At 44.7% G+C, this 26,482-nt stretch carries 22 protein-coding genes and 6 tRNA genes; 7 read left to right on the top strand and 21 right to left on the bottom strand.

The genetic code is table 11. The features are described from left to right. Positions 1 to 5: 5 nt before the first annotated feature. From H509_RS0115645 to H509_RS0115625, 5 genes are all read right to left on the bottom strand, one after another. Positions 6 to 950, bottom strand: coding sequence for a ring-cleaving dioxygenase (locus tag H509_RS0115645; protein WP_028545903.1), 945 nt, complete (start codon positions 948 to 950; stop codon positions 6 to 8). A 483-nt stretch (positions 951 to 1,433) separates the two neighbouring features. Then, entirely contained in the window at positions 1,434 to 5,090 is a 3,657-nt protein-coding gene (locus H509_RS0115640) for a non-ribosomal peptide synthetase family protein (protein WP_425414244.1), read from the bottom strand. 110 nt (positions 5,091 to 5,200) lie between these two features. After that, positions 5,201 to 6,979, bottom strand: coding sequence for a methyl-accepting chemotaxis protein (locus H509_RS0115635; RefSeq protein WP_028545901.1), 1,779 nt, complete (start codon positions 6,977 to 6,979; stop codon positions 5,201 to 5,203). A gap of 413 nt (positions 6,980 to 7,392) precedes the next feature. Next, positions 7,393 to 8,067, bottom strand: coding sequence for a hypothetical protein (locus H509_RS0115630; protein WP_028545900.1), 675 nt, complete (start codon positions 8,065 to 8,067; stop codon positions 7,393 to 7,395). Between the two features lie 262 nt (positions 8,068 to 8,329). Continuing rightward, a tRNA-Leu gene (locus H509_RS0115625) sits at positions 8,330 to 8,415 on the bottom strand. Positions 8,416 to 8,924: 509 nt separating this feature from the next. Between H509_RS0115625 and rocF the strand changes: the two genes are divergently transcribed. Beyond that, positions 8,925 to 9,830, top strand: coding sequence for an arginase (rocF, locus tag H509_RS0115620; RefSeq protein ID WP_028545899.1), 906 nt, complete (start codon positions 8,925 to 8,927; stop codon positions 9,828 to 9,830). Positions 9,831 to 9,862: 32 nt separating this feature from the next. Continuing rightward, positions 9,863 to 11,059, top strand: a complete 1,197-nt coding sequence (locus tag H509_RS0115615; RefSeq protein ID WP_028545898.1) for an ornithine--oxo-acid transaminase — start codon at positions 9,863 to 9,865, stop codon at positions 11,057 to 11,059. 240 nt (positions 11,060 to 11,299) lie between these two features. Here H509_RS0115615 and map read toward each other — a convergent pair whose 3' ends face one another. From map to mgtE, 5 genes are all read right to left on the bottom strand, one after another. Continuing rightward, on the bottom strand, positions 11,300 to 12,049 hold the full coding sequence (gene map, locus H509_RS0115610) for a type I methionyl aminopeptidase (RefSeq protein ID WP_028545897.1): 750 nt from the start codon (positions 12,047 to 12,049) through the stop codon (positions 11,300 to 11,302). Positions 12,050 to 12,277: 228 nt separating this feature from the next. After that, positions 12,278 to 12,363, bottom strand: a tRNA-Leu gene (locus H509_RS0115605). Positions 12,364 to 12,406: 43 nt separating this feature from the next. Continuing rightward, positions 12,407 to 12,482 (bottom strand) — tRNA-Lys (locus H509_RS0115600). Between the two features lie 54 nt (positions 12,483 to 12,536). After that, a tRNA-Glu gene (locus H509_RS0115595) sits at positions 12,537 to 12,611 on the bottom strand. Between the two features lie 242 nt (positions 12,612 to 12,853). After that, complete coding sequence (gene mgtE / locus H509_RS0115590) at positions 12,854 to 14,257, bottom strand: magnesium transporter (protein WP_051287233.1); 1,404 nt, start codon at positions 14,255 to 14,257, stop codon at positions 12,854 to 12,856. Between the two features lie 257 nt (positions 14,258 to 14,514). On the opposite strand from mgtE, the gene H509_RS0115585 reads away from it, so the two are divergent. Beyond that, a complete protein-coding gene (locus tag H509_RS0115585; protein WP_028545895.1) occupies positions 14,515 to 14,955 on the top strand; it encodes a hypothetical protein in 441 nt (146 codons plus the stop codon). A 583-nt stretch (positions 14,956 to 15,538) separates the two neighbouring features. Here H509_RS0115585 and H509_RS0115580 read toward each other — a convergent pair. The 4 genes from H509_RS0115580 to H509_RS0115565 all read right to left on the bottom strand — a co-directional run bounded on the left by H509_RS0115580 (position 15,539) and on the right by H509_RS0115565 (position 17,213). Then, positions 15,539 to 15,627 (bottom strand) — tRNA-Ser (locus H509_RS0115580). A gap of 4 nt (positions 15,628 to 15,631) precedes the next feature. Continuing rightward, positions 15,632 to 15,707 (bottom strand) — tRNA-Asn (locus tag H509_RS0115575). A gap of 164 nt (positions 15,708 to 15,871) precedes the next feature. Then, positions 15,872 to 16,699, bottom strand: coding sequence for a uroporphyrinogen-III synthase (locus tag H509_RS0115570; protein ID WP_028545894.1), 828 nt, complete (start codon positions 16,697 to 16,699; stop codon positions 15,872 to 15,874). 34 nt (positions 16,700 to 16,733) lie between these two features. Next, positions 16,734 to 17,213, bottom strand: coding sequence for a SprT family protein (locus tag H509_RS0115565; RefSeq protein ID WP_028545893.1), 480 nt, complete (start codon positions 17,211 to 17,213; stop codon positions 16,734 to 16,736). A gap of 150 nt (positions 17,214 to 17,363) precedes the next feature. Here H509_RS0115565 and H509_RS0115560 point away from each other — a divergent pair, with 150 nt between their 5' ends. Further along, on the top strand, positions 17,364 to 17,720 hold the full coding sequence (locus H509_RS0115560; RefSeq protein WP_028545892.1) for a hypothetical protein: 357 nt from the start codon (positions 17,364 to 17,366) through the stop codon (positions 17,718 to 17,720). A 155-nt stretch (positions 17,721 to 17,875) separates the two neighbouring features. Beyond that, a complete protein-coding gene (gene cmpA, locus H509_RS27740) occupies positions 17,876 to 17,995 on the top strand; it encodes a cortex morphogenetic protein CmpA (protein WP_157277755.1) in 120 nt (39 codons plus the stop codon). Positions 17,996 to 18,154: 159 nt separating this feature from the next. Here cmpA and H509_RS0115545 read toward each other — a convergent pair whose 3' ends face one another. Further along, on the bottom strand, positions 18,155 to 19,132 hold the full coding sequence (locus H509_RS0115545; protein ID WP_051287231.1) for a GntR family transcriptional regulator: 978 nt from the start codon (positions 19,130 to 19,132) through the stop codon (positions 18,155 to 18,157). 355 nt (positions 19,133 to 19,487) lie between these two features. Between H509_RS0115545 and H509_RS0115540 the strand changes: the two genes are divergently transcribed. Further along, on the top strand, positions 19,488 to 20,093 hold the full coding sequence (locus H509_RS0115540) for an HPP family protein (protein ID WP_084159228.1): 606 nt from the start codon (positions 19,488 to 19,490) through the stop codon (positions 20,091 to 20,093). 15 nt (positions 20,094 to 20,108) lie between these two features. On the opposite strand, the gene H509_RS0115535 is transcribed toward H509_RS0115540, so the two are convergent. Both H509_RS0115535 and H509_RS0115530 read right to left on the bottom strand, forming a co-directional pair. Then, entirely contained in the window at positions 20,109 to 20,429 is a 321-nt protein-coding gene (locus tag H509_RS0115535; protein WP_028545889.1) for a hypothetical protein, read from the bottom strand. Positions 20,430 to 20,604: 175 nt separating this feature from the next. Continuing rightward, a complete protein-coding gene (locus H509_RS0115530; RefSeq protein WP_028545888.1) occupies positions 20,605 to 22,836 on the bottom strand; it encodes a Tex family protein in 2,232 nt (743 codons plus the stop codon). 371 nt (positions 22,837 to 23,207) lie between these two features. Here H509_RS0115530 and H509_RS0115525 point away from each other — a divergent pair, with 371 nt between their 5' ends. Beyond that, the gene (locus H509_RS0115525; RefSeq protein ID WP_157277753.1) at positions 23,208 to 23,687 is read left to right on the top strand and encodes a hypothetical protein; all 480 of its coding nucleotides are present in this window, start codon (positions 23,208 to 23,210) and stop codon (positions 23,685 to 23,687) included. 157 nt (positions 23,688 to 23,844) lie between these two features. On the opposite strand, the gene H509_RS0115520 is transcribed toward H509_RS0115525, so the two are convergent. From H509_RS0115520 to H509_RS25570, 4 genes are all read right to left on the bottom strand, one after another. Next, the gene (locus tag H509_RS0115520; protein WP_028545886.1) at positions 23,845 to 24,195 is read right to left on the bottom strand and encodes a type II toxin-antitoxin system PemK/MazF family toxin; all 351 of its coding nucleotides are present in this window, start codon (positions 24,193 to 24,195) and stop codon (positions 23,845 to 23,847) included. A 3-nt stretch (positions 24,196 to 24,198) separates the two neighbouring features. Then, positions 24,199 to 24,480: a CopG family ribbon-helix-helix protein gene (locus H509_RS0115515; RefSeq protein WP_028545885.1), complete on the bottom strand. Its 282-nt coding sequence runs from the start codon at positions 24,478 to 24,480 to the stop codon at positions 24,199 to 24,201. Positions 24,481 to 24,704: 224 nt separating this feature from the next. Next, positions 24,705 to 25,934: an alanine racemase gene (alr, locus tag H509_RS0115510; protein ID WP_028545884.1), complete on the bottom strand. Its 1,230-nt coding sequence runs from the start codon at positions 25,932 to 25,934 to the stop codon at positions 24,705 to 24,707. A gap of 137 nt (positions 25,935 to 26,071) precedes the next feature. Further along, positions 26,072 to 26,482 (bottom strand): DUF4367 domain-containing protein (locus H509_RS25570; protein WP_157277814.1); only part of this gene is annotated, 411 nt, incomplete at its 5' end.

Genomic DNA, 26,482 nt, shown 5'->3' with positions numbered 1-26,482 from the left:
CATGGTCATTTCCCCTCCAATTGTCGCAATGTAATGGGCTGTAAGTTCGCTTCAATCTCAGCACGGTGGGGTTCAAACCATGCAGGCAGCATCAACTTTTTACCAAGCGCATCAGCAGATTCGTCCTTAGCAAAGCCTGGAGGATCTGTTGCGATCTCAAATAATATGCCTCCACCTTCGCGGAAATAAATCGCATTAAAATATTGACGATCAATAACAGGCGTGACCTGGTATCCATGCTGCTCCACAACGTCTCGCCATTGTTCGTGCTCGGCATAGTCTGTCGCGCGCCACGCAATATGGTGGACCGTGCCTGCTCCGCCACTCCCCCAATCCATGCTGGCTCTTGGAACATCAATGATATTTCCAATATCACTTGTGCCTTTATAACGAACATATCCCACATCTTCAGCAACTTTTCGTAGACCAAGCACCTGCTCCAGCACAGATATCGTCTGGTCCGGATTGACGCTGTAAAGGACAGCCCCACCAAACCCCTTTATTGCTTTATCGGGCGTTATTCCATCAAAAGACCACTCACTATTGACTCCTGCTTCACGCTCCACTAGTTCTAATTTTAACCCCTCATTGTCAGTGAATTGTAAATAGCTCTCTGAAAATCTGGAGCCTTTCATCGTAGATATACCAAATTTGTGCAGCCGCTGCTCCCAAAAATCCATCGTACCAGGTGGGATCACATAGGACGTTATGCCAACCTGACCACCGCCTACACGACCTCGCCGTGACTCTGGCCACGGGAAAAACGTAATGATTGTGCCTGGGCTTCCTGCTTCATTGCCAAAATAAAGATGATATACTTCAGTGGCATCAAAGTTAATCGTCTTTTTTACTAATCGAAGTCCAAGTACGCCAGCGTAAAAATCTACATTTGCTTGCGGGTCTCTTGCAAATGCGGTGATATGATGAATTCCTGCTGTTTGTAAAGTCATCTTCATCCACTCCTTATGTGATATCATGCTCTGTCATCACTTCCTGACGTGATGCTAATGCCCAGAGCCTCTTGCCTGTGAACTACGTCTTAGTGACATGTACTGTTGTTCCTGTACGCACCTCAACTACATATTCTTATCCCAATATTCTTGAGATCAAGATTTCTAACGTACACGTACAAAACCCTGACGAGTATGCATCCGAGAATTGAGCTTTATCATCCGCCATTTCACAACTGGGGCTTTGCATAAAGCATAATCTGTTTATTATCTGTGCACACAAACTTAATGTTGATATATCTTTATTTTATTTATCTTGAATTAAAGATATATGATTTACTGACTATTGTCAACCCTGCCGCCAGGAAATAATCCAGCTAAGAAAGCCGCCCCCTACTTTTGCAGCAAGTAGGGGGCGGCTTTCCAAAAATTCATTTTATAAGGGATAAATATAACCACATCGTCAGCGTTCTAAAGGATACATTATCCTTGTGGAAAATATCCAACGTCAACAGCATGTGCAATCATCCGACGAATAAAGGCTTCGTCCACAGGTGCACATTTAACATCTGTCTCTGCAAGCGCTGCTGCGGTATGCACACAGCCATAACGATAGTTGGAGTTCTTAGCACCGTCTCCTTCTAGCTGAGCCATAGCAAGATGCAGTGCTTCTGTATCTTTATGAATCGCCGCGTCAAACAGCCAATTGCTGTAGGCGTTAAACTTCATTAATTCGACATCGTATCCACAACGATTAATAAGTTCAATAAAATCAGCATACAAAACTTGCTGTGGATTACAAATATGGAATACTTGTCCGCTCGTGTCGGGTCTTAACGCTAATGCGACAATGGATTGGCTTGCATAATCAATCGGTGTAAAGTCTACATACCAATTCGCTTGTGGCGCCTTGCCAAGCAAAAGCATCGCTTTAATCATACGATAGAAAGCGTTGCTGTCGATATTTTTCTGGAATCGGCCATGCTCCGAATGGCAAGTTAAATTACCGGCGCGGTAAATATTAACCGCTGCCCCTTGCTTTGCCGCGGCAAACAACAGCTTCTCCGCTTCTAGCTTGCTGTTCGTATATACATTTTCCGCAGCAAGATCGGCTGCGAGTTCCTGCTCCTGCAGCGCTTTATCCCACTTGCCTTCCAGTGCCAAGTCCTCCGGTATCCCCATCGTTGACACGTGATGGAATCGGACACCTTGCTTTGCCATCGCCATATCCAACAGGAACTTCGTACCTGCCACATTAGTTTTCGCGAATTGCTCGACTTCGCCAAAGTGGCGTACATCTGCTGCACTATGAATGATTGTATCAACACACGCACGCAGTAAAACCTGATCATCCTCACATAACCCTAAATGATCACGTTCCAAGTCACCTTCAACAGCCCGTACACGATCCTGCATAAGCGCTGTTACTGAATCGCCAAAATACTGCTTCATCGTATCCTGTAACCGTCCAAAGCTTGTTCCTGACATCGACGCTCTCACCAAGCAGTATACGGTCGCATCTGATCGTTTTAATAGTTCATACAGGATGTGTGATCCCAAGTATCCCGTTGCTCCCGTTAACAGGACATGCTGTGGCTGCTTAAAGTTCTGCGCAGCATGTGAACTTTCTAACCGGACCGGATGCTCATTCAAATCCGTTACGATCCACTCCGCTGACTGCGTTTCATCCGTCACGCTGGACAATTCCGACAGGGCCTGCACACGCTCTGCCAATTCAATTAGCTGCTTATATTGGAAGAAATCATTAATTCGCAAATTCGGAAAATGCGGCTTGAGCAGGGCCAGAACGTGAATTACACGCAAAGAGTCTCCGCCTATCTCAAAAAAGTTGTCATGGATGCCAATCGGCTTCACATGCAGCACTTGCTCCCATGCTTCCGCAATTTGACGCTGCGTTTCATTTTGTGGCGCTACGTATACACGCTCTGCTAGCTGCTGCTGCTCGATCTCAAGCGCCGCTAGTCCCTTGCGGTCAATTTTTCCAGTAGGCGAAATTGGCATTGCCTCTAATTGCGTCATATATTTTGGCACAAAATAGGAAGGCAGCTTTTCTCCCAAGAACACGCGTACATCTGCAATCGATACTTGTGATTGATCCTTGGTCGTAAAGAACGCAGCAAGAACATTTTGATCCTCATCGTCCTTCTTGGCAATAATAGCTACGTCCTGAACATTTGGATATTGAGCCAACTTATCCTCAATTTCCCCAATCTCGATCCGATGTCCACGAATTTTAATTTGCGAATCTTTACGGGTCACATATTCAATCGTTCCATCCGCCAACAAACGTGCAATATCACCTGATTTGTACACGAGCTCATTTGCATCAAACGGACTGGAAACAAATGACTGCTCCGTGCGCTCAGGCTGATTTAAATATCCTTTGGCAAGTCCAACCGTTGAAATATATATTTCACCAGGTACATTAACAGGACAAAGCTGATCGTTTTCGTTCACAATATACACTTTATAATTGCTGATCGGCTTCCCGATCGGAATGTTACTTAAAGATTCCGGTACGAGTTCACTCACTTTATGTGTCGTGGTGCAAACAGTACACTCTGTTGGTCCATAGACGTTTACAATCTCGATCTGCTCGCCGAACTTACGCTGGAATGCACGGACCTGCTCGCCATAAAGGGCTTCACCCGCAACCGTAATTAATTTTACTTTGGACAGCTTCTTATAGCCTTCATCAGACAGATGTGCCGCCAATTGATTAAAAAATACGGTCGGCAGTATCGTAATAATCGTCGTATTGGTCCGTGCGATGGCTTCTGCAAACTCTTCTACAGATACACGTTCTTCCGCCGACAACAAGTACAAATGTGCACCAAAGAACAGCGCACCTACCGTATCCCAAACCGATGCGTCAAAGCTGTAGGTGGCAAATTGGGTCAACACCTCATGCTCGTTTATTTGGCAATCCTGCTGAACGACAAATCCCAGGTTAACGACACCTTTATGCGATATAAGTGCACCTTTAGGCTTGCCCGTCGAGCCTGACGTGTAGATGATGTAGGCGAGATCATCAGGCTGAACGTCCACTGCCGGATCAACGGTTGAATACACACTCAGGTCAGCATCGATATGGACGAGTTCTTTTACCGTCGAAATGGTAGATGATAAATGTGCTGCCTTGTCCGTATATTGTCGTTTCGTAACAATAAAGGCAGACTTCGTGTCCTCTACGATATATTGATTACGCTCCTCTGGATGCTCAGGGTCAACCGGAACATAAGCACCACCAGCCTTCATAATCCCTAGCAAGCTAATAACGGTGTCGAGACTCCGATCCATATAGATCGTCACAAAGTCTCCTTTGCTTAATCCTTTAGCAAGCAGCATGTGAGCGACCTGATTAGCACGAGCATTCAACTCCGCATAAGAATAACTTGCTTCGAGCGACGAAATAGCTGTACGTGCTGCAAACCGGCTTACCGCAGCTTCAAACATGCCGTGAATAGTCTGCTCCTCGGGATAATCGGCGCGGGTATCATTTAACTGCCCGTACACTTTGCGATCATTTTCAGTTAGTATATCAAAGTCGCCAATACGTACATTCGGGTCATGAAATACCGCATCAAGCACCTTACTGAAATAAACAACGTATCGTTCAACCGTTACACGCTGCAAAAGAGACTGGTCATACTGAATGAGCAGCCGGAACTGCTGTTTATCCGTATGAACGCTCCATGCCATAATCGGCTTCACGTCACGGCTTGATTTCGCATTGACTTGGAACACCGTATCTGTGCCTACAGCTTCATGCAGCAGCGGACTGCTAGCCAACTGAGCTTGAATGGAGTCCGTTAATGTCTGGAACGTCTGCCCACCTTCCAACGAGGCAAATACCGCACTCATAAGTCCATCGGTATTGCTGGTAGCCACCATAAGCTCCTTCTCTCCCGACATACGGTGGATCCAGACCATATAGGCAGCCATTAACACAGGATGAAGCTGGTCTGCTTGAATGACAGCAGCCAGCTCGCTATTCCATTTTCCAGAAAAGTCAAAAGTTAACTCATTATAATCGTAAGTGCGCAGATGTCTTGCCGCGTCCAAAGGAACTTGCAGCATAGGCAGTATGGTACTTTTGTCAAGTGTGTTTGGTTTCATAGAAGTTGCGATCATGTACGTTTGCCTCCAACACCTTATCTCTAAATATAGGCTTCTCTTTTTTTATAGTTGAAAGTTAATGCCATGCTGCTAATCCAGACTAATCGAGATTACTTTGAACCTTCATCTGCATTGGTGTCCTTGCTCACATGGAACATCGTAATCAAATCTTCCAGCTGTTCAGACAGTTTCGTTAATCGGTTCGATTCATGCAGGATAGAAGACATCGATGCCGTTTGTTCTTCCACCGTAGATGTAATCGCGCTGCTGCTCTCAGCGGTCGTTTGTGCTGTCGCCAACAATTCTTGTACGGTTGCCGTCAGTTCTTCCGTACCTGCTGATATTTCTTCCGTAGCACTAGAAACATCTTGAATTTGACCTGTTACCGCTTTAGTCGCATTTAAAATATCATTAAAGAGGCGTCCCGTTTGTTCGGTAATTACAAGTCCCCGCTGCACATCTTCCGTACCCTTCTCCATCGCTTTAACCGCATTTACGATTTCCAATTGAATTTCGCCGATCAGTTCTGCAATTTGCTTCGCAGAATTTTCCGATTGCTCGGCCAGTTTACGAACTTCTCCTGCAACGACCGCAAAGCCCTTGCCATGCTCGCCTACACGAGCCGCCTCAATGGACGCATTTAGCGCCAACAGATTTGTCTGGCTTGAAATGCCCGTAATAATATGCAAAATGTCGCCAATCTCGTTTGAACGGCCTTCCAATGTTTTAATGACTCTGGACGTATGGTCAACTGACTTCGTTATCAATTCCATCTGTGTTGCCACTTGTTGTACAATTTCGTTCCCCTTGAGCGATTTTTCCTCCATCGCATAAGCTTCATCCGATACTGTAGAAGAGCTGCTTGCGATCGTTTGAATGACAGTCGCCATCTCAGCCATCGCACGCGCACTATCTGTTGTTGCCTGCTCTTGCATATGAATGCCTTGAGATACTTCTTGCATATTTTTCGTAATGACGTTAGCCCGCTCTGTGTTCTCTTCTGTAATCGCCAGCAGTCCTCTAGCCGATTCTGTCACTTCGATCGACGTTTGTTGTACTTTTACGATCATATCGCGAATCTTAAGCACCATCTCGTTAAATCTCTCATTTACGACACCTAGGTCATCTTTACCTGTATTAATCTGAACGTCGAAGTTGCCCTGACTAACTTCTGCAATCCCTTTAATCAGATCTTTAATCGGCGACAACGTGAGTCGTACAATGTAATACTGTATAACTAGCACAACAATCAAAAGAACAAGCAAAATAAGCAATCCGTTCCAAAGGAGTGAATGAAGCCCCTCTGGTACCATGCTTGCATCCGCATCAACTGCAAAATAAGCGAAAATTTTACCGCTTGAATCTTTAAGTGGATAAGCGATCGTAGTCCATGTACCAAACATGTCGGAGTAGAAGCTTGTAAATGTAGGCTCGCCCGACTCCATCATCTTACCCAGTGCTTTCGCAACTTCTCCCGGTTGTTCGTACAAATCCCCGATAAATACATTATTTTTTCTGAAATCTTCCATTAAGTTGTTAGGCATGGCCACTAGAGAGGTTTTGTTGCCGTCCTGTAGCTCGACACCAAATACGTAAGCCTGTGCAATGTTAGGGTTATACTTCGAAACTTCACTTAAATACTGACGAAGCTTGGTTTGTACAGGTCCGTCGTAATCTTTCTCTTTAATCGCAGCAGCTATAGCTTTCGTATCAAGACCTTTGACCCAACTGTCAGTCACGGTTTCAATCTGCTTGTGCAGTTGATCCGTTAATATGTACTCCGTATTTAAATAGTTGACTGTAATAAGGATCGTACCAATTAAAATGATGTTTACGGAGGTTAATAATAAGTTTTTCACAAAAAACGACATGCTTTTCAGTCTATTCACTTGGTTCACTCCTATAATGTTTTGACTTGATGACTGTTCCTGTTGATTTGACTCATCGCACTCCAATCTATATTTCCGTAATGAAATGAAAATGAAAAAATGAAAAAGTATATTCAGTATATATTTCGACATTTTTCTACCAAACTTAATAGTTAGGCCAAATTTAATGTGAAATATTTTTCATATGAACACTTTTTACTATAACATATAGTTATAAAGACCTGTAGTTTTCGTTCGCTGAACACAAAATGATATTAACACTATAAATAAACCGTTCCTTTACTCTCTTATCCACACGCAAAAAAACCTTACCATTAAAGTAAGGTTTTTTACATATTAAAAGATTCCAACTTGTAATATTCGGCTTAGGGTAAAGCAATAATATTAACTATTATCAATTACTAAATTGATTCCTAGATATTAAGCGAGTTAGGTACAGGGACATCTAATATATCCTCTACGTATTGATCCACCGCTGATATATGCAAATCTTTGGACATTTGATCCAGCATTTTAATATCGTCCAACATGGACCCTATTTCACCACCGATATTTATTCCAGGAAGATCTAATCTTCGAGCAGCATCAACAGATGTAGCGTATTCTTCAGTAAACAAATTAGGCATAGTGTATTGAGTTAAACTTTGTGCATCAACTAGCTTTTTAACATACATTTTTACATCCCTGTTTCTATCAGCTTTAATCGTGCTAATTTCATCATACATCGGCTTTATATCATTTAGTATATAATGCAAGTCGACATACGTAATTTCTTTTTTCGTTTTAGCTAATTTATCACGTTGTATGGACAAAAGAAGTTTTCGATATTCCGATAATTTGTTAATAAGTTTTTGGTCGTCTTCTAATTGTTTTTTCTTTTTAGTAAGCTCCCTCTTATATGAATCCTCATCAGAAATTTTTAATATTTCTTCAAATTTAATGATAGCCTCTTTATATTGCCCTTTCTCCTCTAATGCATCAACCTCACTCTTAATAGCTGCGACCTTTTCTTCGTTGCTTGTGCAGGCTGAAACAAGAAACATTACGCAAATACTAACAATGATACATAAATAGGACTTTTTCTTCATTCTCTCTATCTCCCTAATAATATATTTTGTCTACCTATATATTATTATCGGGCTTATGAATCAGTTTCATTAGTTTACCTAAATTAGAAGATTAAAGGAGGTAAATCAACTGTCCATTAACTCTTCACTTGTATAAATCCTTATTCATTTTAAACCCTCTATTCATCAAGCAGCAAAAAAGACCAACATTCACCAAAAATAAACTTGGTAAATATCGGTCTTTAGTTTGAATTTATAACCTACATTATTTATAAAAAAATGATGGTGCGGTAGAGAGGACTCGAACCTCCACGGGCGTACGCCCACTACCCCCTCAAGATAGCGTGTCTGCCATTCCACCACTACCGCATGTTTTACCTTTTTAAAGGGACAATTGCTATTGTATCGTGTTCCATGACGAATGTAAAGACTCTATTTACAAAAATTCAATTTCATTTCCCGCATAATTTTTATCAATATTCAAAACAGTTTGCCGTTAATATAGATGCATTTACATTCAAGTCCATTCATGATCTACAAATAATTATCCACATACTGGTACGATATTACAATGTAACCACCCTCATTTTATACATTTATGCAGCCTTTATATGCACATATTATACATCACCTCCTTTCTTAATGCTTAAATTTAAAGCTTTTAGCGACATCATTTGTTGTGTGAGCAAGCATTTAGCTCTGGCACTATGCCTCGAACTTGTCGTACTATATTGTCGTAATCTATTTTTCTTAAAATGAGAACGTCACCGATTAGCATGAATACACGAATCTCCCCCTACATCCTTATTTATCCCCGAGCATTTGTTAACGCTTTCATCCTAAAAATCGATTATTGCCACTCGAGAGGAGCACCACGTATGAACCGTAGACCTATTTCGTTGTTAAGTGTCCCTTATGGAAAGGGCGCCGCCAGAGCTGGCGCCGAAGCAGGTCCAGCAGCTTTGTTGGAGGCTGGTCTCGTTCGTTATTTAAATCAATTAAACCTGCAAGTAATAGATGAGGGTGCGGTGACCCCTCCGCCTGTTATAGAAGAGCAGCCGCCCGCCAGCAAGAAGCTAAAGCATCTGCACGAAATTGTCGCTCTCAACCGTGCATTGGCAGATCGCGTAGCAGCTATCGCAAGCCAAGAGCGGTTCCCGCTTATTCTCGGCGGCGACCATAGCATTGCCATTGGCACACTGTCCGGCATTACACGCCGTTATAACAACGTAGGGGTCATTTGGTTTGATGCCCACGGTGACCTGAATACGGAGGACACAAGCCCTACCGGCAACATTCACGGCATGTCACTAGCTGTGAATCTAGGTCAGGGGCACCCCTTGCTTACACAAATTAGACAGCACAGTTCCCCTATTAACCCTGCTAAAGTCGTCATTATCGGAGCACGATCATTAGATCAAGGAGAGCGTGATTATATCCGTGAAGCAGGCATTACCTGCTTTACGATGCATGACATCGATCGCAAAGGGATGCCATACGTTATGGAGCAAACTTTACGCATTGTCGGCGACGGCACAGACGGAGTCCATCTCAGCTTTGACATTGATAGCTTGGATCCTTACGAAGCACCTGGCACTGGAACTGCGGTCCCTGGAGGTGTAAGTTTCCGCGAGGCACATCTTGCACTTGAACTTATGTATGAATCAAACCTCATTACATCTGCCGAATTTGTTGAAGTGAATCCACTGTTGGATTCAAATAAACGTACCGTTCAATTAGCAATTGGTCTTATCGGCTCCTTGCTGGGCGAACAAATTTTGTAACCTTACAACATGAACAAAAGGAGGCGCGACGCTTGAATCATACTTTTAAAATCATCGATCAGACTGAGAAGTATGGAGCACGGAACTATACCCCGCTGCCAATCGTCATCTCAAAAGCGGAAGGGGTCTGGGTGTCAGACCCGGAAGGCAATCGTTACTTGGATATGTTAAGCGCATACTCGGCGCTTAATCATGGACATCGCCATCCGACTATCATTCAAGCTTTAAAGGATCAGGCTGATAAGGTGACACTAACCTCGCGCGCTTTCCATAACGATCAGCTTGGACATTTGTACGAACGTCTCTCCAAGCTTACGGGCAAAGCTATGATTCTCCCGATGAATACAGGTGCTGAAGCAGTCGAAACAGCTATTAAAGCCGCAAGACGCTGGGGATATGAGCATAAGGGCATTCCAGATAATCAAGCCGAAATTATTGTATGTGACGGTAATTTTCACGGTCGCACCGTGACCATTACCTCTTTCTCATCGGAGGAGGCTTACAAGCGCGGCTTTGGTCCATTTACACCAGGCTTCAAGTTGATCCCATATGGTGATATAGCGGCACTTGAGAAAGCCATAACACCGCATACAGCCGCGTTTTTGGTTGAACCGATCCAAGGAGAGGCCGGCATTATTTTGCCTGCACCGGGGTTCCTTCAGGCAGCACAGGACCTGTGTAAACAGCACAACGTTCTGCTGATTGCTGACGAGATTCAGACTGGTCTAGGCCGTACTGGCAAGATGTTCGCCTGCGACTGGGAACACATCGTGCCCGACATGTACATTCTTGGCAAAGCGCTAGGCGGTGGGGTTATCCCCGTGTCCGCCGTCGCAGCCGATGCCGAAGTGCTCGGCACATATACGCCTGGCTCGCACGGCTCAACCTTCGGCGGCAATCCACTCGGCAGCGCGGTCGCCTGCGCCGCACTGGACGTTCTCACAAGCGAGAAGCTTGCTGATCGTGCGCAAGCGCTTGGCGATTACTTTATGGCTGGGCTTCGCCAACTGCAATCGCCACTCATTAAAGAACTACGCGGTCGCGGCCTCTTAATCGGACTGGAACTGAATGAACAAGCCCGACCATACTGCGAACAGTTGCAACGCTTAGGTTTGCTGGCCAAGGAAACACATGACAACACGATTCGTTTTGCGCCTCCACTAATTATTACGACAGAAGAGCTGGATTGGGCACTAGAGCGAATTGAACAAGTGTTAACAAGAGCGTAGTGTAGATTCTTTACATCGCATGTCTAATATAGAAATTTATTCATTGTCTGTATTATAAATTGGCAACACGCAATATCAAATCGTAATTAGAACGGAAAGAGGAGCCTTTGGATGGCTCCTCTTTTTGGTACTATTCTGTACTGTGCACCAGACGATGATAAATGTCAGTTACATTTTCAAAAAAAGCACCGAGCATAGACCGGTGCCCTTCGTTATATATTATTACTTGCTAGCTAATGATTAATCCTGCTTGGTTAAAATAAGCGGACCGTCCGCCGTTATCGCCAGTGTATGCTCGTACTGAGCGGATAAACCGCCATCGCGCGTTCTAGCCGTCCAGCCGTCAGGATCTCGCTTACTCTGCCATACGCCTGTGTTTAGCATCGGCTCGATCGTAAGAACCATGCCCTCCTTCAAGCGTGTACCCTTGCCCGCAGGACCATAATGCAGCACTTGCGGATCTTCATGCATTTCTTGCCCGATGCCATGCCCAATGAACTCACGCACAACAGAGAAACCCTCAGACTCTGCAAGTGTCTGAATCGCATTTGCAATATCACCAAGTCGATTACCTACAATCGCTTGCTCAATCCCTTTGTACATGGATTGCTCCGTAATCTTTAACAAATGAGCCGCTTCTTCAGAAATGTTGCCTACTGCATAAGACCATGCAGAATCAGCTAACCAGCCATTTAAGTTCACAACCATATCAATCGTAACGATATCACCATCTTTAAGTGCGGTTTCATTGGGAAAACCATGACAAATAACATCATTAACCGAAGCGCATGTTGCAAAGGGATAACCCATGTAACCCTTTTGCTCTGGTGTTGCGTTATGCTCCTTCAAGAACCGCTCAACAAAACGATCAATTTCCAGCGTTGTAATGCCTGGACGGATCAATTTAGCGATCTCTTTATGACAAGCAGCCAGCACTTTGCCAGCTTCATGCATCTTCGCAATTTCTTCCTTGCTCTTAATAATAATCATCTTTAGCACCTCTTTGCTCGTTGACATAACCGTTCTGCTTCATACACAGTATGATGCGTATCGCGTTCATGATTATGATCATAACAGGAATCCGTGAGAAAGACAAAATGCAATTGGAGCCCGTTTATATGTAAAGAGTCGCAAAATAATACTGCGATTCCATTAGTTTAACCTTAAAATAAATCAAAAAAAACCTTCGTATCACGAAGGTTGTCTACATTAAAGTTATGGTGCGGTAGAGAGGACTCGAACCTCCACGGGCGTACGCCCACTACCCCCTCAAGATAGCGTGTCTGCCATTCCACCACTACCGCACATATGGGGTTGATGCTATTGCATCTCACCAGAAATAATAACTGGTGAGCCATGAAGGACTCGAACCTTCGACACCCTGATTAAAAGTCAGGTGCTCTACCAACTGAGCTAATGGCTCATGATGTCTGAACTCGGCTGTGTGCCACACGTTCTACTACAGTTGAGTAGTTAGTGGTGACCCGTAGGGGATTCGAACCCCTGTTACCTCCGTGAAAGGGAGGTGTCTTAACCCCTTGACCAACGGGCCATGTCGTTCATCTTCGTCCGTCACCTCATCGGCGACAAGTAAGAGTATATCAAACGAAAACAAAGTTGACAAGCCTTTTTTTAAAACCTATTATTTCCACAAGACTAACTACAGTATGCACAGCTTTTTCACATTTACCTATCCACAAAATAGCAAATATACAGTACAGTACTTCAGCGGTTATAACAACAACCTTTCGTTTATTATCCCCTCTCTACGTACCGTCCATTCCCGCCAAATTCCTAATCCATAATATAACTAAGGAATAGTGTTGCTGTTCCAAAATACACCGTCAATGAGAAGATATCATTCAGTGTTGTTATTAACGGGCCAGATGCCACTGCCGGATCGGTATTACATTTAAACAACAGGATCGGGATAATGGTTCCCGCCATCGTACCTATAATAATCGTCAGAAACAAAGAGCTGCCCACAACAACCCCTAACGCAAGACTGGACTGCCAAAACAAAGCGACAAGTGCAACACTGACTCCGCATACCGTTCCAATGAGCAGCCCGACCATCAATTCTCTCCACAGCAGACGAGTGATGATCCCTCTGTCCAAATTTTCCTCGGATGCCAGACCACGTATGACAACAGCCAAAGACTGTGTACCAGTATTCCCTGTCATGCCCGCTATCATCGGCATAAAGAAAGTAAGGGCGACAGCTTTGCTAAGCGTATCTTCAAAACCACTAATTATACTGCCGGATACAAGTCCCAGCAAAAGCAGCATAATCAACCAAGGAAGACGACGGCGCGCGGCTGTAAACGGATGGGTACGAAAATCTATCGTCTTGTCTGTCGCAGATAACTTATTAATATCCTCGTGTGCTTCTTCGCGCAAAACGTCGATTACATCATCAATGGTGACCACGCCGAGCAGCTTACTGCTGTCATCTACAACAGGCATTGATAAGTAGTCATATTGTTCAAATAAGCGGGCTACGTCTTCCTGATCCGTATCAGCTGTTACCGAGATGACATCTTCCTGCATCAGATCTTCAATACGATCTTCTTCTTGTGCAAGCACCAGTTCCCGGTAAGTTAAACGCCCCAACAGTTCTTTCGTTTCGCTAACGACGTAAAAATAATGCACATGCTTAGTCAACTCTGCAAAGGACTTCACTTTCTCGACCGCTTCCCTAACGGTATACCGGTTATAGAACCATACGTAACGATTCGTCATCAGGCCACCAGCCGTCTCGCGCCCGTATGTCATCAGCTCACGTACCGTATCCCTCTCGGATTGCTCCATCAACGAAAGCATGTACTCCTTCGCATCATAAGGCACTTCTGCCATCATATCCGCCAAGTCGTCGTTATCCATCCGGTTAAGCGCCTCAGCCGCCCGTGCACGGCCAACTAGCTGTAGAACCTCCATTTGAAGCCGGGGCTCGAGTTCTCGCATCATGTCAACGAGAGGTTCAAGTGTAATAAGATCAATTAAGAGCGATCTATGCCTTAACTCCAGTTCACGATAAGCAACTGACAGATCATAAGGCTGCCACTTTTTGAACTGCTCTTGCATCAAAGCACGGTTACTCACCTGCTCATTATTTAATATTTGCTCTGCTGCTTCTGCTACATCTCTGCCTGCCACATACAACGATGCCCGCTTTTCTATTTTTGGTCCCTGTTTCATTTAACTCATCCCCTTAGAGACATCTATCTGTATATCATGTCCCATCCTTTCCATTAACACCATACGAAGCATCGTAAACAATAATTGCGTAAATGAAAAAGTATTAAATGTTCTTTACTTATTTTATTGTGATAGAATCTTATTTGGACAAGTATATGATTATGAAAATTGGAAATCGAAGGCATTTCATTAATGAGTAAGCAGAAGATTATTTATGAAGTTTAGAATACAACAAGATGAACAGGAGGATACTCAGAATGACATACAGACCTATGAGTATTAAGGTTGTTTTTTGGATACAAATAATTGGTTTAGCATACTATGGAGCATATATCCTGCTTGCAGGCTCCTTTTTTATTCCTGGAGGTTCGGTCTGGGAAGGCTTCAAGGATGGATTTTTAGGAAGCCGCCTAGGTATCAGTGCAAGTGAATTCAACGAGGCACATTTTGGAAAACTTATAGGCAGCATATTTATACCTGTATGCCTTGTGATCTTAAGCCTGTACAGCATAAAAAATCAATGGTTCAAAACAATCGTAACTTCTACGATCTTTCATCTCGTACTTACTATTTCCACGCAGCCGTTGAGCGTAGTTCCATTAATCATCACCCTTATCTTAATACTCACCAACAGCAGCAGAAGACATTTGCGAGCGCAATATTCTTATGAACATGAGGCTAGTTCCAACAGATCATAAGTTATAAGTTTACATATGAAGAACTCCATTTCATTTTACTTGTTCTGTATTGCATGTACTAAGAGGTTACAGTTTAAGAGAACTGCACCCAGCCCAGTAGACAGCTCAAATACTAAAAAATAGTTAAACGGCCTTGATCCTGAATTAAATAGACTGAGGCCGTTTAAATTCACCTGCAACGTTCGTTATTATAAATGTATATGTAGCATGAATATTATTTTGATACTTTTTAAAAAGTTTGGCAGGTATGAAAATAGTATTTCTCCTCACTTTTCAGCTTCGCGACAAGAATTCCCTCAGCTCGTTACCCATGCAGCAGCCCACTGGAGATATATTTTGCATCCGTATCGCTTAGGTCAGTATCCTCTTTAAATTCTAGCGAGATATGCAGCACGATTCCGTTTCGATGACGGTTAGATGCCTGAAAGGGTTTGAAAACACATAAGGTGTATATTCTAAATCATTACATGAACGAGGATAAACAAAGGAGGACATATAAAAAGAACGCAGCAATCCATAAAAGCCAAAAACAAAAAAATCCCTCACGGGATTCTCTTCATAACTTCAAAAGTATGAAATAAACTGGCGGAGAAAGGGGGATTCGAACCCCCGCGGCTGTTACACCCTAACGCTTTAGCAAAGCGCCCCCTTCGGCCTCTTGGGTATCTCTCCATAGTGGCTCCCCGAACAGGACTCGAACCTGTGACAACTCGATTAACAGTCGAGTGCTCTACCAACTGAGCTATCAGGGAATGACAATTTCAAATTTATCATAAACAACGATAAGTGTCAACACCATTTCCGCGCCTTACAATTTCAAAAGAAAAAATAGCCCACAATTACATACGAATCATTTGATGTGGCAGGAGAGCCCTCGTTGACGTATCACCCTAACTCCCCTGTCACACCTATCTCGTTAAACTAGCTTCTCATCGTACCAGTGTGACAATTTTACAATTAGAACGCCCATCCGTTCCTCTTCAGGCACAAGTACACGTGACACACCCTCATCCTGCAACGCAGCAGCAGTGACTTTGCCTACTGCCGCTGCTAAAGTACGCTCAGCAAATATTCGGCGTAATTCAGCTGCAAGTCCGTGTTTATGCGCATATTGAAATAAAAAACGCGCTTGCGGTGCACTAGTCATCGCAACGGCATCAATCTTGCCGCTAAGCAGTTCTTGCACAAATAGCGCCAACTCTTGCTCCGCAGGAGGTGTGTGGCGATAAGGCATCAATTCCGTCCAACTTGCACCAGCTTCCTTTAGAAAGCTGACCAGTGTGGGAGCAGGATCGCCATGAAGCTGTAGCGACACATGTTTACCGCTCCAAGCCTCAATGCCTTGACTCTGCATACCACGTACAAGCCCCAGTGTGGAGCCGTCGTCATCACGGACATCTGGTGTAATTCCTAGTTTGCGAAGTGCATTAATGGTTTTGTAACCACGCGCTGCATGCTTCATACCTGCAAACTGTTGCAGCAATAGCTCCCGCTTCTCGGCATCCACTGCCGCTTCAATTAGCATGTTCAGCCCCATACCGGTCGTCCAGACTGCCCAATCCATTGGCGGATTCTGATTCAAAAGCTTGTCAACTTCATTGTCGAGATGATCGAACCCTGCAAGCAGTGTTCCCTGTGTGGCACGAATAAGAGGCGTCCCACCCTGCTTCCGCACAAGTGCGGACATTTCTTCTGCCTTGCGCGGGCCTGTCAGCGCGACTACTTTGCCTTCCAATTTTGCCATCCGATAATCCCTCCTCCAATAAGATGCTAACTCGTTATTCAGCTATAGCTTCAAGCGTTAGCTTGCCTCGGCATTTGCCGCATACGTACTTCTTTACATCGACCTTTCGTTTCCGTCTGTAACGCTGACCGCATGCCTGACACAACAAGAAGTATCGATAAGGTTCCGTTCGCTTCTTCCGTATGGCTGGCAGCGCCTTGCAATACCTAGACCCGCCCACTTCAGCAAGCAAACGTTTAAAATCAGCGTCTCTATGCTGATAACCTCTTCCCTCTAAATGCAGATGATAGTGGCACAATTCATGCTTAATGATCCGTTCCACTTCCTCTGCACCGTTAGCCTCCCATTGCTTCGGATTAATTTCAATATCATGAGACTTCAAAAGATAGCGGCCTCCGGTCGAAGACAAGCGTGTATTCCACCGCGCGTAATGCCGGAAAGGTTTTCCGAAGTCACGAGCCGATATTTGCTCGATCCAGCGCTGTAGGCCGTCATTGGACCAATTGTTTGTCATTGTGTCCGCCTTTCGTCCGTTTAACTGCTAACCTATGCTAAAGGTGATCCTACTTGAATTTGTACTCGAACTCCTTTACACTGTCAAGAGTATCCCATAAGAACTTTGCCATTTATACGATAGAAGTGACATGAAGGAGAGGACTACCCTATGTCGAAGATGCGTTATATCATCTTTCAACAGGACACACAACTGGAGTTCGTCGAAATGCCAGCGGATTACGCCTATCAACTAAGCGCATTAAATCTCCGCTTAAATAAAGAGATTGGCAAGCTGACCGCCAATAACGTGCCTCGCCTTCCCTTTGCAGTAGCAGAATGTGATCAACTTGAGCTGCTTCGCGAGCAGGACACGTTGACTAGCGGGATCGCATATATGACACGTCTGGAACAAGCTTTTGCAGCTATCCAAGAATCGGAATATCCATTGATTTCACTCTTAACCGAGATTCGTGCATTACTCGCACAGTTGGAACAATGGTATGAGGAAGAAGCAGAGCTGTCATAAGTAAGACATCATAAGAATAGACCGGTAGACTTCTGTATCTAATGCAGACGGTCTCCGGTCTTTATTTCTTTCCTGCGGACCTGCACGTATCTCCACCCCCGCCCATAATATAGCGGTACAACGAGAATCCGCATCTCCCCAAAGGAGGTATACGAATGCCGCAATGGTTGAGCAACCAATTGATGCGCGCCTTTCAAAAGAAGGACCGCCGACAAATCAAGCTGCTGAATGAGTGCTGGTTTTTTTACCGTACGAATCCACAAGCTCGCTATTAAATGGAAGCAGCGACGTCTGCAACGAGCTAATCAAGCCTCTTCCCCCCAACCGCCTGAACCTCCAGATGGTAGCAACGACTCTCATCAGCAAACTTAATTTGCGGGCTGGCGCCCATAAGTCCCGCACATCCTATCTGATGGCGGGATTTTTCAAATCGATTACTCCTCCTGACGGATGCTCTGTAACAAGCTCTCACTGCTTGCTTCCAGCCTCATCGGATAATGGACGGCAAGATCGGGAGCAACCGCTTGAACGTGACGATATACAGCTTGTGATGCATACAGTCTGCTGTGCTCAGAACTAGATTGAGCTATAAACTGCTGCAATGAATCAGGATGATCCATCCCAAGCGGGACTGCAACAATATGGTCAATACCTGCCTCATCTGCTTTTGCAGCCATCCACTGCCCGCCTTTTAAGCCAAGACATACAAAACCGACTTTCGTCCCTGCCTGAAGCTTGGATAGATCAAGCAGCGCATGAAATTCCACTGCCGCACCAAGCACAATAACTTCATGCTTATCCCCAAGAAGCGCCTGTACTTCCTGCGCATGATTTAGCGTGGTCACCACATATTGCGCGCGGCTTAAGCTGTCTTCTAACGATAAATGGGAGTGTCTTATATCCTCCAGATAAAGCGTTGTTGTATGGGCTCCGGTAATACGGACAATTTCCTGTTCATAAAAAGGAGCATCATGCTCCTTGCATTCGATAAATAACACTTCAGGTATATGGCGAACAGGAAGCTGAAACAATTGCGTATAAGCGAGTCCCGCTACGGCTAATTCCCGCACATCCAACTGACGATCACATGCTTCATCAGACATGCTGTGCCATAGCTCATACATAATGCCTCGGCTTTGTTTAAGCTTCCTCACCTGCTCACTATGCTGTACTTCAGTGCCCTTTCCTTTCTGGATCGAAACAATCCCTTCCTCCTTAAGCTGCACATACACGGCATTAATCGTATTTCGATTAAGTCCAAGCTGTTCAGCCAACTGAACTGCCGGCGGCAAAAGCTCGCCAGGCTGAATCTGCCCAATCCCGATCAGCCACTTCAGTTGTTCCTTGACTTGGGTATTCATACTATAGGTTAACGTTGGATCCACCTGCATAAATAATTGATGCTCGTCCACAAACAACTCCCCCGCTATCGTTCATCTATTCATAACCAATACATAAATACATAGTTAAGTATGTTTTTGATTTTATAATATTAGAATATCGGAAATGAACCTCCCACGCAAGCAGCCAATCCCCTGCGTATGCCCCCCAATACGGCGATGAGGATGCAGCCTGCTTTACCTAAGTAATATTAACTCATACATAACTCGTGCTTAAACGTGAACGTCTAGTAGCATCAAACTTAGGCAAAAATGATGGCAGAAAAGAATTGGGATTGACACACCTTACAATTACATTTATTATTTCATTAAATACCTAGTAACCTATGTATTTATTAATTTGTCATTAAAAAAGGAGTGTTCACTCATGTCTCATTCTCAGTCTGTTTCTCAGTCTGCTTCTCAATCCCCGTCTCAACCCGCTTCGTCTCCGCTTCCGCAGCACCTACTCGCTTTAAGGAACCAAGGGAGATATTGGTCTAAAATGTTCACTACTGCCAGATCACCCCTTAAAGTATCCCTGCGCTCGTCGGTGATTGGGTTTGTCGGCGGACTTATCTCGATTTTGCTGCTCGCACTTCTTAGCAGTTGGACTTCAACCCTTTGGATTATGGCTCCCTTTGGTGCCAGCGCTGTTCTGGCCTTTGGCCTCTGGGATGCGCCTTTATCGCAGCCGCGCAACATAATCGGTGGGCATTTGATCTCCACTTGTATTGGCTTATGTGTATATCATTTAGGCGGATCAAGTCCGATGACGCTTGCTCTTGGAGTCGGACTTGCTATTAGTGCCATGATGCTCACCAAGACGACTCATCCCCCGGCAGGTGCCGATCCGATTGTCGTTATTACTGCGGGATGCGGTTGGTCTTATTTAGTTAGCCCTGTGCTGATCGGCTCACTCCTTATCGTCCTGCTCGCCCTGGTAATCAACAATCTGGAACCCGGAAGACGGTATCCGATGTTCTGGTATTAACCTTTAAGCAAGAGGCTATAGCTTCTTACGTTGCTTCAGCCTCTTGATACTGGCTAGCACAACTTCGTCGATCTGTTCCGTATTAAGCGGTGCATCTTTTTGATCCTCTTTCTGCTGCTCTTCCTCCGCTTTCTCTTGATTCGCTTTGATTAAGGAAGCCAGTGCAATAATACTGCCAAAAGCACCGAGATAACCGGCAATTAAGGCGAGATCGTCGGATGTCAGCTCATATTTATTGTTGGTGATGTTCTCAGCCATATCGGAGAGTTGGGATTGCGCCAGCAGTGGGTTACTGACCGAGATTCCTCTGTTACTCTTTTTGCAACGTTTCGCCATAACTACATCCCTCCCCTTTATAGGAGTCCATATCTGCCTATCTGTAGCATATGAAGATGTATGTGGCTGTGTCAGGGCGTACGCCTATCTCAATAGCAAAAAGCCTGCCTGTCTTCACGACAGGCAGACTTAGATTACTCAACATTGTCCAAATCCAATTTATTTACAACTCGCTTTACTGCTCTGGTGCTCGCATCGTTAAACCTACTCGTCCCTTTTTAAGATCCACACTGAGTACCCATACCGTTACGTTATCTCCCACCGATACAACATCCAGTGGATGTTTAACAAAACGGCCGCTCAATTGTGATATGTGAACAAGCCCATCATTTTTAATGCCAATATCTACAAATGCACCAAAATCAATCACATTACGAACCGTTCCTTGCAATTCCATACCTGGTTTTAAGTCCTCGATCTGCAATACATCCGTACGGAAGATCGGCGGCGCCAATTCTTCACGTGGATCACGTCCCGGACGAAGCAAGCTATCCACAATGTCCTTTAATGTCGGAATACCTACGCCGAGCTGATCGGCCAGAATTGCAGCGTCTGCTTGAGCAAGCTTATCCGTCAACTCTTTTGTTCCGATTGCACTGTCCGTTACGCCAAGCTGCTTAAATAGCTGCGCCACTACTTTATACGATTCCGGGTGTATTGGTGTGCTGTCGAGTGTGTTTATCCCATCCGTAATCCGCATAAAACCGATACACTGCTCGTACGCTTTTGGCCCTAAGCGGGGAACTTTCTGCAACAGACGGCGTTCAGTAAACTTGCCGTTTTCCTCACGATATTTGACAATATTTTTGGCCAACGTCGTATTTATCCCTGATACATAAGATAATAGTGAAGGTGAAGCAGTATTCACATCTACGCCGACATGGTTAACAGCCGACTCGACAACTGCACCCAAGCTTTCTTCAAGCCGCTTAGGTGCGACATCATGCTGATATTGACCAACGCCGATCGCTTTGGGTTCAATCTTAACAAGTTCTGCCAGCGGATCTTGCATACGGCGTGCAATTGAGGCTGCACTTCGTTCTGCAACATCCAAATCCGGAAATTCCTCTTGTGCTAGCTTGGAAGCCGAGTATACACTTGCACCTGCCTCGTTAACGATGACATATTGCAGCAATTCGCCCTTCTCTGCTTTACGCTTACCGATCCAATCGGCCACGAATTGCTCTGTCTCGCGTGATGCGGTACCATTCCCAATAACGACCAACTCCACGGCGTAACGATCGGCCAACTCTGTAAAGGTACGTTCCGCTTCCTTCACCTTGTGATGCGGCGCCGTCGGATAAGTAACCGCTACCTGCAACAACTTGCCCGTATCGTCTACGACTGCCAGCTTGCAGCCCGTGCGGAAAGCCGGGTCTACGCCAAGCACGGTCTTCCCCTTAACAGGCGGTTGTAGGAGCAGACTGCGTAAATTGCTCGCGAATACTTGAATCGCCTGTTCTTCTGCCTTCTCCGTCAGCTCATTGCGCACATCACGTTCGATAGACGGCGCAATAAGACGCTTGTAAGCATCCTCTGCTGTCGTAATTAGCAAATCACGAACGATAGATGCGCCACGAATCGTCTTGCGTTCCATGTAAGCCGCTATTTTCTCCGTTGGCACATCAAGAGCGACTTTTAAAATGTCCTCACGTTCACCACGATTAATCGCTAAAATACGGTGTGATGGCAATCGTTTCACAGGCTCCTGGTAAGCATAATACATTTCGTATACGGACTCTTGTGCTTTGTCTTTTGCTTCTGTACGCAAAATACCTTGATCAAACGTATATTGGCGAACCCATTTACGAATATCAGGATCGTCTCCGATCATTTCTGCAATAATATCAAGCGCTCCTTGAAGTGCTTGTTCATAATTATCGACACCTTTATTAGCATCTACATAATTGGCTGCCTCTGCCTCTACACTGCCAGTCTTCGGTTCTGTTAGTATCCAGCTCGCAAGCGGCTCCATGCCGCGTTCCTTTGCCACACTCGCCCGTGTCTTGCGCTTCTGGCGATAAGGACGGTACAAGTCCTCTACTTCTTGCAGCTTGACCGACTTCACAATAGATTGCTGCAGCTCATCCGTAAGCTTATTCTGCTCGTCGATCAGACGTAGCACTTCTCGCTTGCGTTCCTCTAATCCACGTAAATATCCCAGTCTTTCTTCAATCGCACGAAGCTGATTCTCGTCAAGCTCACCTGTCATTTCTTTGCGGTAGCGTGCAATAAAAGGGATCGTATTTCCTTCGTCCAATAGCTCAATCGTACGCTGAACTTGTCCCTTCCCAAGAGACAATTCAGCCGTAAGCTGCTTAAGCAAACGTTCTGGTTCGCTTGCTTTCATTTGTTCAATCGACGCATCTAACGCCTTGAGTTCTTTCGTTTCATCACGTACGGTCATGTATAAACTTCCTTTCCATACCTGTTCGTGTAACCCTTTACAAACCTATCCCTTATTGTCGCAAAAATGAACTATAAAATCCACTCTTATGTAAGTATGCTGATATATACATAATAATCGTTGCTAAAGTTTGATGTTCCTTTGACTTCCCCATAAGTCCAACATATATTTATAATTGACAATTATTGTTTCTCTTTTATTTTCCGTAAAAGACTGCCCCGTTCCCATCCCTAGCTGTGCCTTCCCCTATCCACGATACATTGAATTAATTGTGTTGCCCCTTATTTCCTGATTATGAAGGTGAGAATATGATATATTTACTTTTTGTTGTGATCATTTTTGTTGGCTTTATGCACCTTATTCATTATATCGTGAGCCGTGAAGACAACGAGCATAAGCCGCCCTTCATGATTAAATTATGGTTGGTTCCATTATTAGCGCTTTTGCTATTGACTATCGTTTCTGCCATCTCTTTTTTATTCTCGTTAACCCTTTTAAGTATTGGCGATTATTTCAATGCATTATCATTCCCGAATACCTACGCTGCATTTACGGTAGCCATCTACATTATCATTTTATTTGTGGTGATAGAGTCCTTTATACACCCGTTTATGTATGCTGCAATAGTTGCACTGCTCAAAAAAAGACCGACAAAATTTACAGCTTTGATTGTGAATGTACTGGGAGATACGCTTGTGATTTATGTGGTGTTTCACATTTTCCCGCATGTATCCATCTCAGGGCTTGCAGCCGCTTTTTCTATTGCGCTTTTCGTTTCCATGATGGGGCAGATGTATCTCTTGTTTGAGTATGTAATTAAAACCTATATATTTCGAACAAAGAAAAAGTGAAGCTGGGTTCAGCCAACAGCTCTCAAAGAGGCAGCATCACCCCAATATGTCCGCTTGGGTGGACGTTACCACCTTATCGTCGCTACGCCACGCCGTGCAAATACAAAGAGAAGGGATCGGCTCAACGCGCCAATCCCTTCTCTAACTTATATACTTACTAAAAATCGATTAAGCCGATGCTAATCTGTAGCGCATCGTCCACTTTACGCATCGTCTCTTCATCAAGATGCGTAATCTTGTCAGTCAGGCGTTGCTTGTCAATCGTGCGGATCTGTTCCAGCAAAATGACCGAATCCCGATCAAAGCCATGAGTAGCCGCGTCAATCTCCACATGGGTCGGAAGCTTCGCTTTTTGTATCTGCGCAGTAATTGCGGCTACAATTACAGTTGGACTAAAGCGGTTGCCAATATCATTCTGAATGACAAGGACGGGACGCACCCCTCCTTGCTCCGAACCAACGACGGGTGACAAATCGGCAAAGAAAACGTCGCCGCGCTTTACGATCAATGTCTACACCCCGCTTACTAAACGGCCAAGCGTGCCATCTGCATCTTCTTCCGCATAGAACGCCTCGGATGCCATCGTCAAATTAATCTTGGCCATTTCCATATAGCCTCGCTGCATTGATTCACGAATATGACGCTTCTTGCGTTCATTCAAATACAATTTCATCGCTTGTCGGATAAATTCACTACGATTAGAATTCTCCATAGCTACAATGCCGTCCACTTCTTGCAACAATTGGTCGGGCAAGCTGATCATAATCCTTTTGGTGTTCTGAATGTTGGCCACCTGTCCTCGCACCCCCAAAACCTTTCCTACCTAGTAACCATTATGTCAATCCATAGAAAATTTATACAAAAGCATATATATGCCTCATGCAGATCAAGTATGTTGATCAAGGAGCAAATTTCATGCAATACAAAATATTTCGCAACCCTAACTCTGTATTCGAGCCGTGTTGTCCAAATTCCTTCCCATTCGCATGATCAATTTCATGTAAATTCAGGAACCTGCTAACAAGATGTGCAGTCTGACGCATCCGAGGATGAGTGCCATAGAGGGTTCACCACAATATCTGGCTCCATTGCACTTACATACACACGTGGAATCCGATGCGCTAACATACAAGCGACTTCATAATGAATCGTATTCAACTTGTCGGCAACTTCATCTATTAATATCTGCTGACTTCCTTGCGAGCCAATCAGGACTACTTCTTCACCAGTCTGTATGTTCCCCGCTTCTTCACCAAGTACTGACAACGACAACATACATTGATCCATACAAATGGTGCCAACGACAGGTACTCTTCTGCCGCGTACGAGCACTTCGGCCTTGCCTGTCAATAAGCGGGAATATCCATCGGCATAACCAATCGGAATAGTTGCTATCCATTCGCCTGCTTGCGTATGGTAGCGCGCTCCGTAGCTTATGGCTTCACCTGCTTCAACCTGCTTGACATGCACAACCTTGGTCTTTAATGCAAGAACTGGCTGAAGGTTAATAGTCTGATGATTAACCTCAGCAGAAGGATACAACCCATATAAACTAACGCCGATCCGCACCATATTATGTGCGTATTGTGGTGTATCAATGGCTGCTGCACTATTGCTTGCATGTATGACAGGGGGCAGCAGCTCTGCTTGCTCCAAAGCCTCTAAAACAGCTTGAAAGCGTTGATGCTGCATCGTAGTGTATGATTTGTCAGCTTCATCGGCACAAGCAAAGTGGGTAAACACACCCTCCACTTCTACACCATCAATCGCTGACAATCGTGTCATAAACGCCACCGCATCTTCTGGTGTACGTAATCCGAGTCTACCCATGCCGGAGTCAATCTTAACATGGACTTTCAATCGCCGTCCACCAAATGACGCACTTAATGAGGAACTAACATTTTCCAGTTCTTCAAGAACCTCCTGAGAGAACACATTTAATGTTATGTTATGGCAAAACGCCGTCGGAATCCCTTCCGGCGGCGTGTAGCCTAATACGAGGATTGGCATTACAACCCCAGAATGCCGCAGTTGAATGGCTTCATCAAAAAATGCTGTATTCAAATAATCTGCGCCAGCCTGTTCAGCCACTCGCGCCACTTCAATTGCTCCGTGACCGTAGGCGTTGGCTTTCACACATAGGCTTAACTTCACCTCGTGCGGATGTGCCTCTCGAAACGCTTTAATGTTATGACGCAGTGCATCTACGTTAATTTCGGCCCGCGTCGGACGATAGTACGTTTCCATATCAGTCACCTTCTTCACTTTCATCTCACTCCGTATCAATCCGTTAACAAACATATGTTAATGCTCAACAGGAAGACTGTCAACGAACAACACAGAAATTAGAAATGGAAGTTACAGAGAGAAACGCATCACATTTATTATTTTCCCGACTGATCTACCAAGGATTGTGCGACTTTTACCATCTCATTTTGCGGAAGATCACTGGACGTCAAGCGGTACTTCACACCCTCATACATCCAGGTGAGCGACTTCTGCTCATCTCCCGTCAACTGCCCTAAAGTAAAGCCAAGATCAATGCCGTGCCCCCATATGACTCCTACTTCCACATCTTTAGGACGGGATTCCATTAAGGTGTACGTATACGTGCCTGAATAACGGATCAGCACAGCATGGTTATCACTATTTGGAATTTCCAAACTCTCTTTGATTGCAACACCATCAGGTGCATAGGAAGGGGTAATAATACCAAATGGACCCATCGCTAAGTTCGGCTGCCCTTCCGAGCCGGAGCCAGCTTCCTTCATGCCCTCGCCTGCGGCTATCGGCTT

Source organism: Paenibacillus taiwanensis DSM 18679 (assembly GCF_000425125.1).
Classification (GTDB): Bacteria; Bacillota; Bacilli; order Paenibacillales; family Paenibacillaceae; genus Paenibacillus_B; species Paenibacillus_B taiwanensis.
This window is presented reverse-complemented; position numbering and strand designations above follow the sequence as displayed.

Coding starts and splice junctions, on each gene's coding strand:
- H509_RS0115645 (WP_028545903.1), bottom strand. CDS start 950: ATGACTTTACAAACAGCAGGAATTCATCATATCACCGCATTTGCAAGA.
- H509_RS0115640 (WP_425414244.1), bottom strand. CDS start 5,090: ATGAAACCAAACACACTTGACAAAAGTACCATACTGCCTATGCTGCAA.
- H509_RS0115630 (WP_028545900.1), bottom strand. CDS start 8,067: ATGAAGAAAAAGTCCTATTTATGTATCATTGTTAGTATTTGCGTAATG.
- rocF (WP_028545899.1), top strand. CDS start 8,925: ATGAACCGTAGACCTATTTCGTTGTTAAGTGTCCCTTATGGAAAGGGC.
- map (WP_028545897.1), bottom strand. CDS start 12,049: ATGATTATTATTAAGAGCAAGGAAGAAATTGCGAAGATGCATGAAGCT.
- mgtE (WP_051287233.1), bottom strand. CDS start 14,257: ATGAAACAGGGACCAAAAATAGAAAAGCGGGCATCGTTGTATGTGGCA.
- H509_RS0115585 (WP_028545895.1), top strand. CDS start 14,515: ATGACATACAGACCTATGAGTATTAAGGTTGTTTTTTGGATACAAATA.
- H509_RS0115570 (WP_028545894.1), bottom strand. CDS start 16,699: ATGGCAAAATTGGAAGGCAAAGTAGTCGCGCTGACAGGCCCGCGCAAG.
- H509_RS0115565 (WP_028545893.1), bottom strand. CDS start 17,213: ATGACAAACAATTGGTCCAATGACGGCCTACAGCGCTGGATCGAGCAA.
- H509_RS0115560 (WP_028545892.1), top strand. CDS start 17,364: ATGTCGAAGATGCGTTATATCATCTTTCAACAGGACACACAACTGGAG.
- cmpA (WP_157277755.1), top strand. CDS start 17,876: ATGCCGCAATGGTTGAGCAACCAATTGATGCGCGCCTTTCAAAAGAAG.
- H509_RS0115540 (WP_084159228.1), top strand. CDS start 19,488: ATGTCTCATTCTCAGTCTGTTTCTCAGTCTGCTTCTCAATCCCCGTCT.
- H509_RS0115535 (WP_028545889.1), bottom strand. CDS start 20,429: ATGGCGAAACGTTGCAAAAAGAGTAACAGAGGAATCTCGGTCAGTAAC.
- H509_RS0115530 (WP_028545888.1), bottom strand. CDS start 22,836: ATGACCGTACGTGATGAAACGAAAGAACTCAAGGCGTTAGATGCGTCG.
- alr (WP_028545884.1), bottom strand. CDS start 25,934: ATGGAAACGTACTATCGTCCGACGCGGGCCGAAATTAACGTAGATGCA.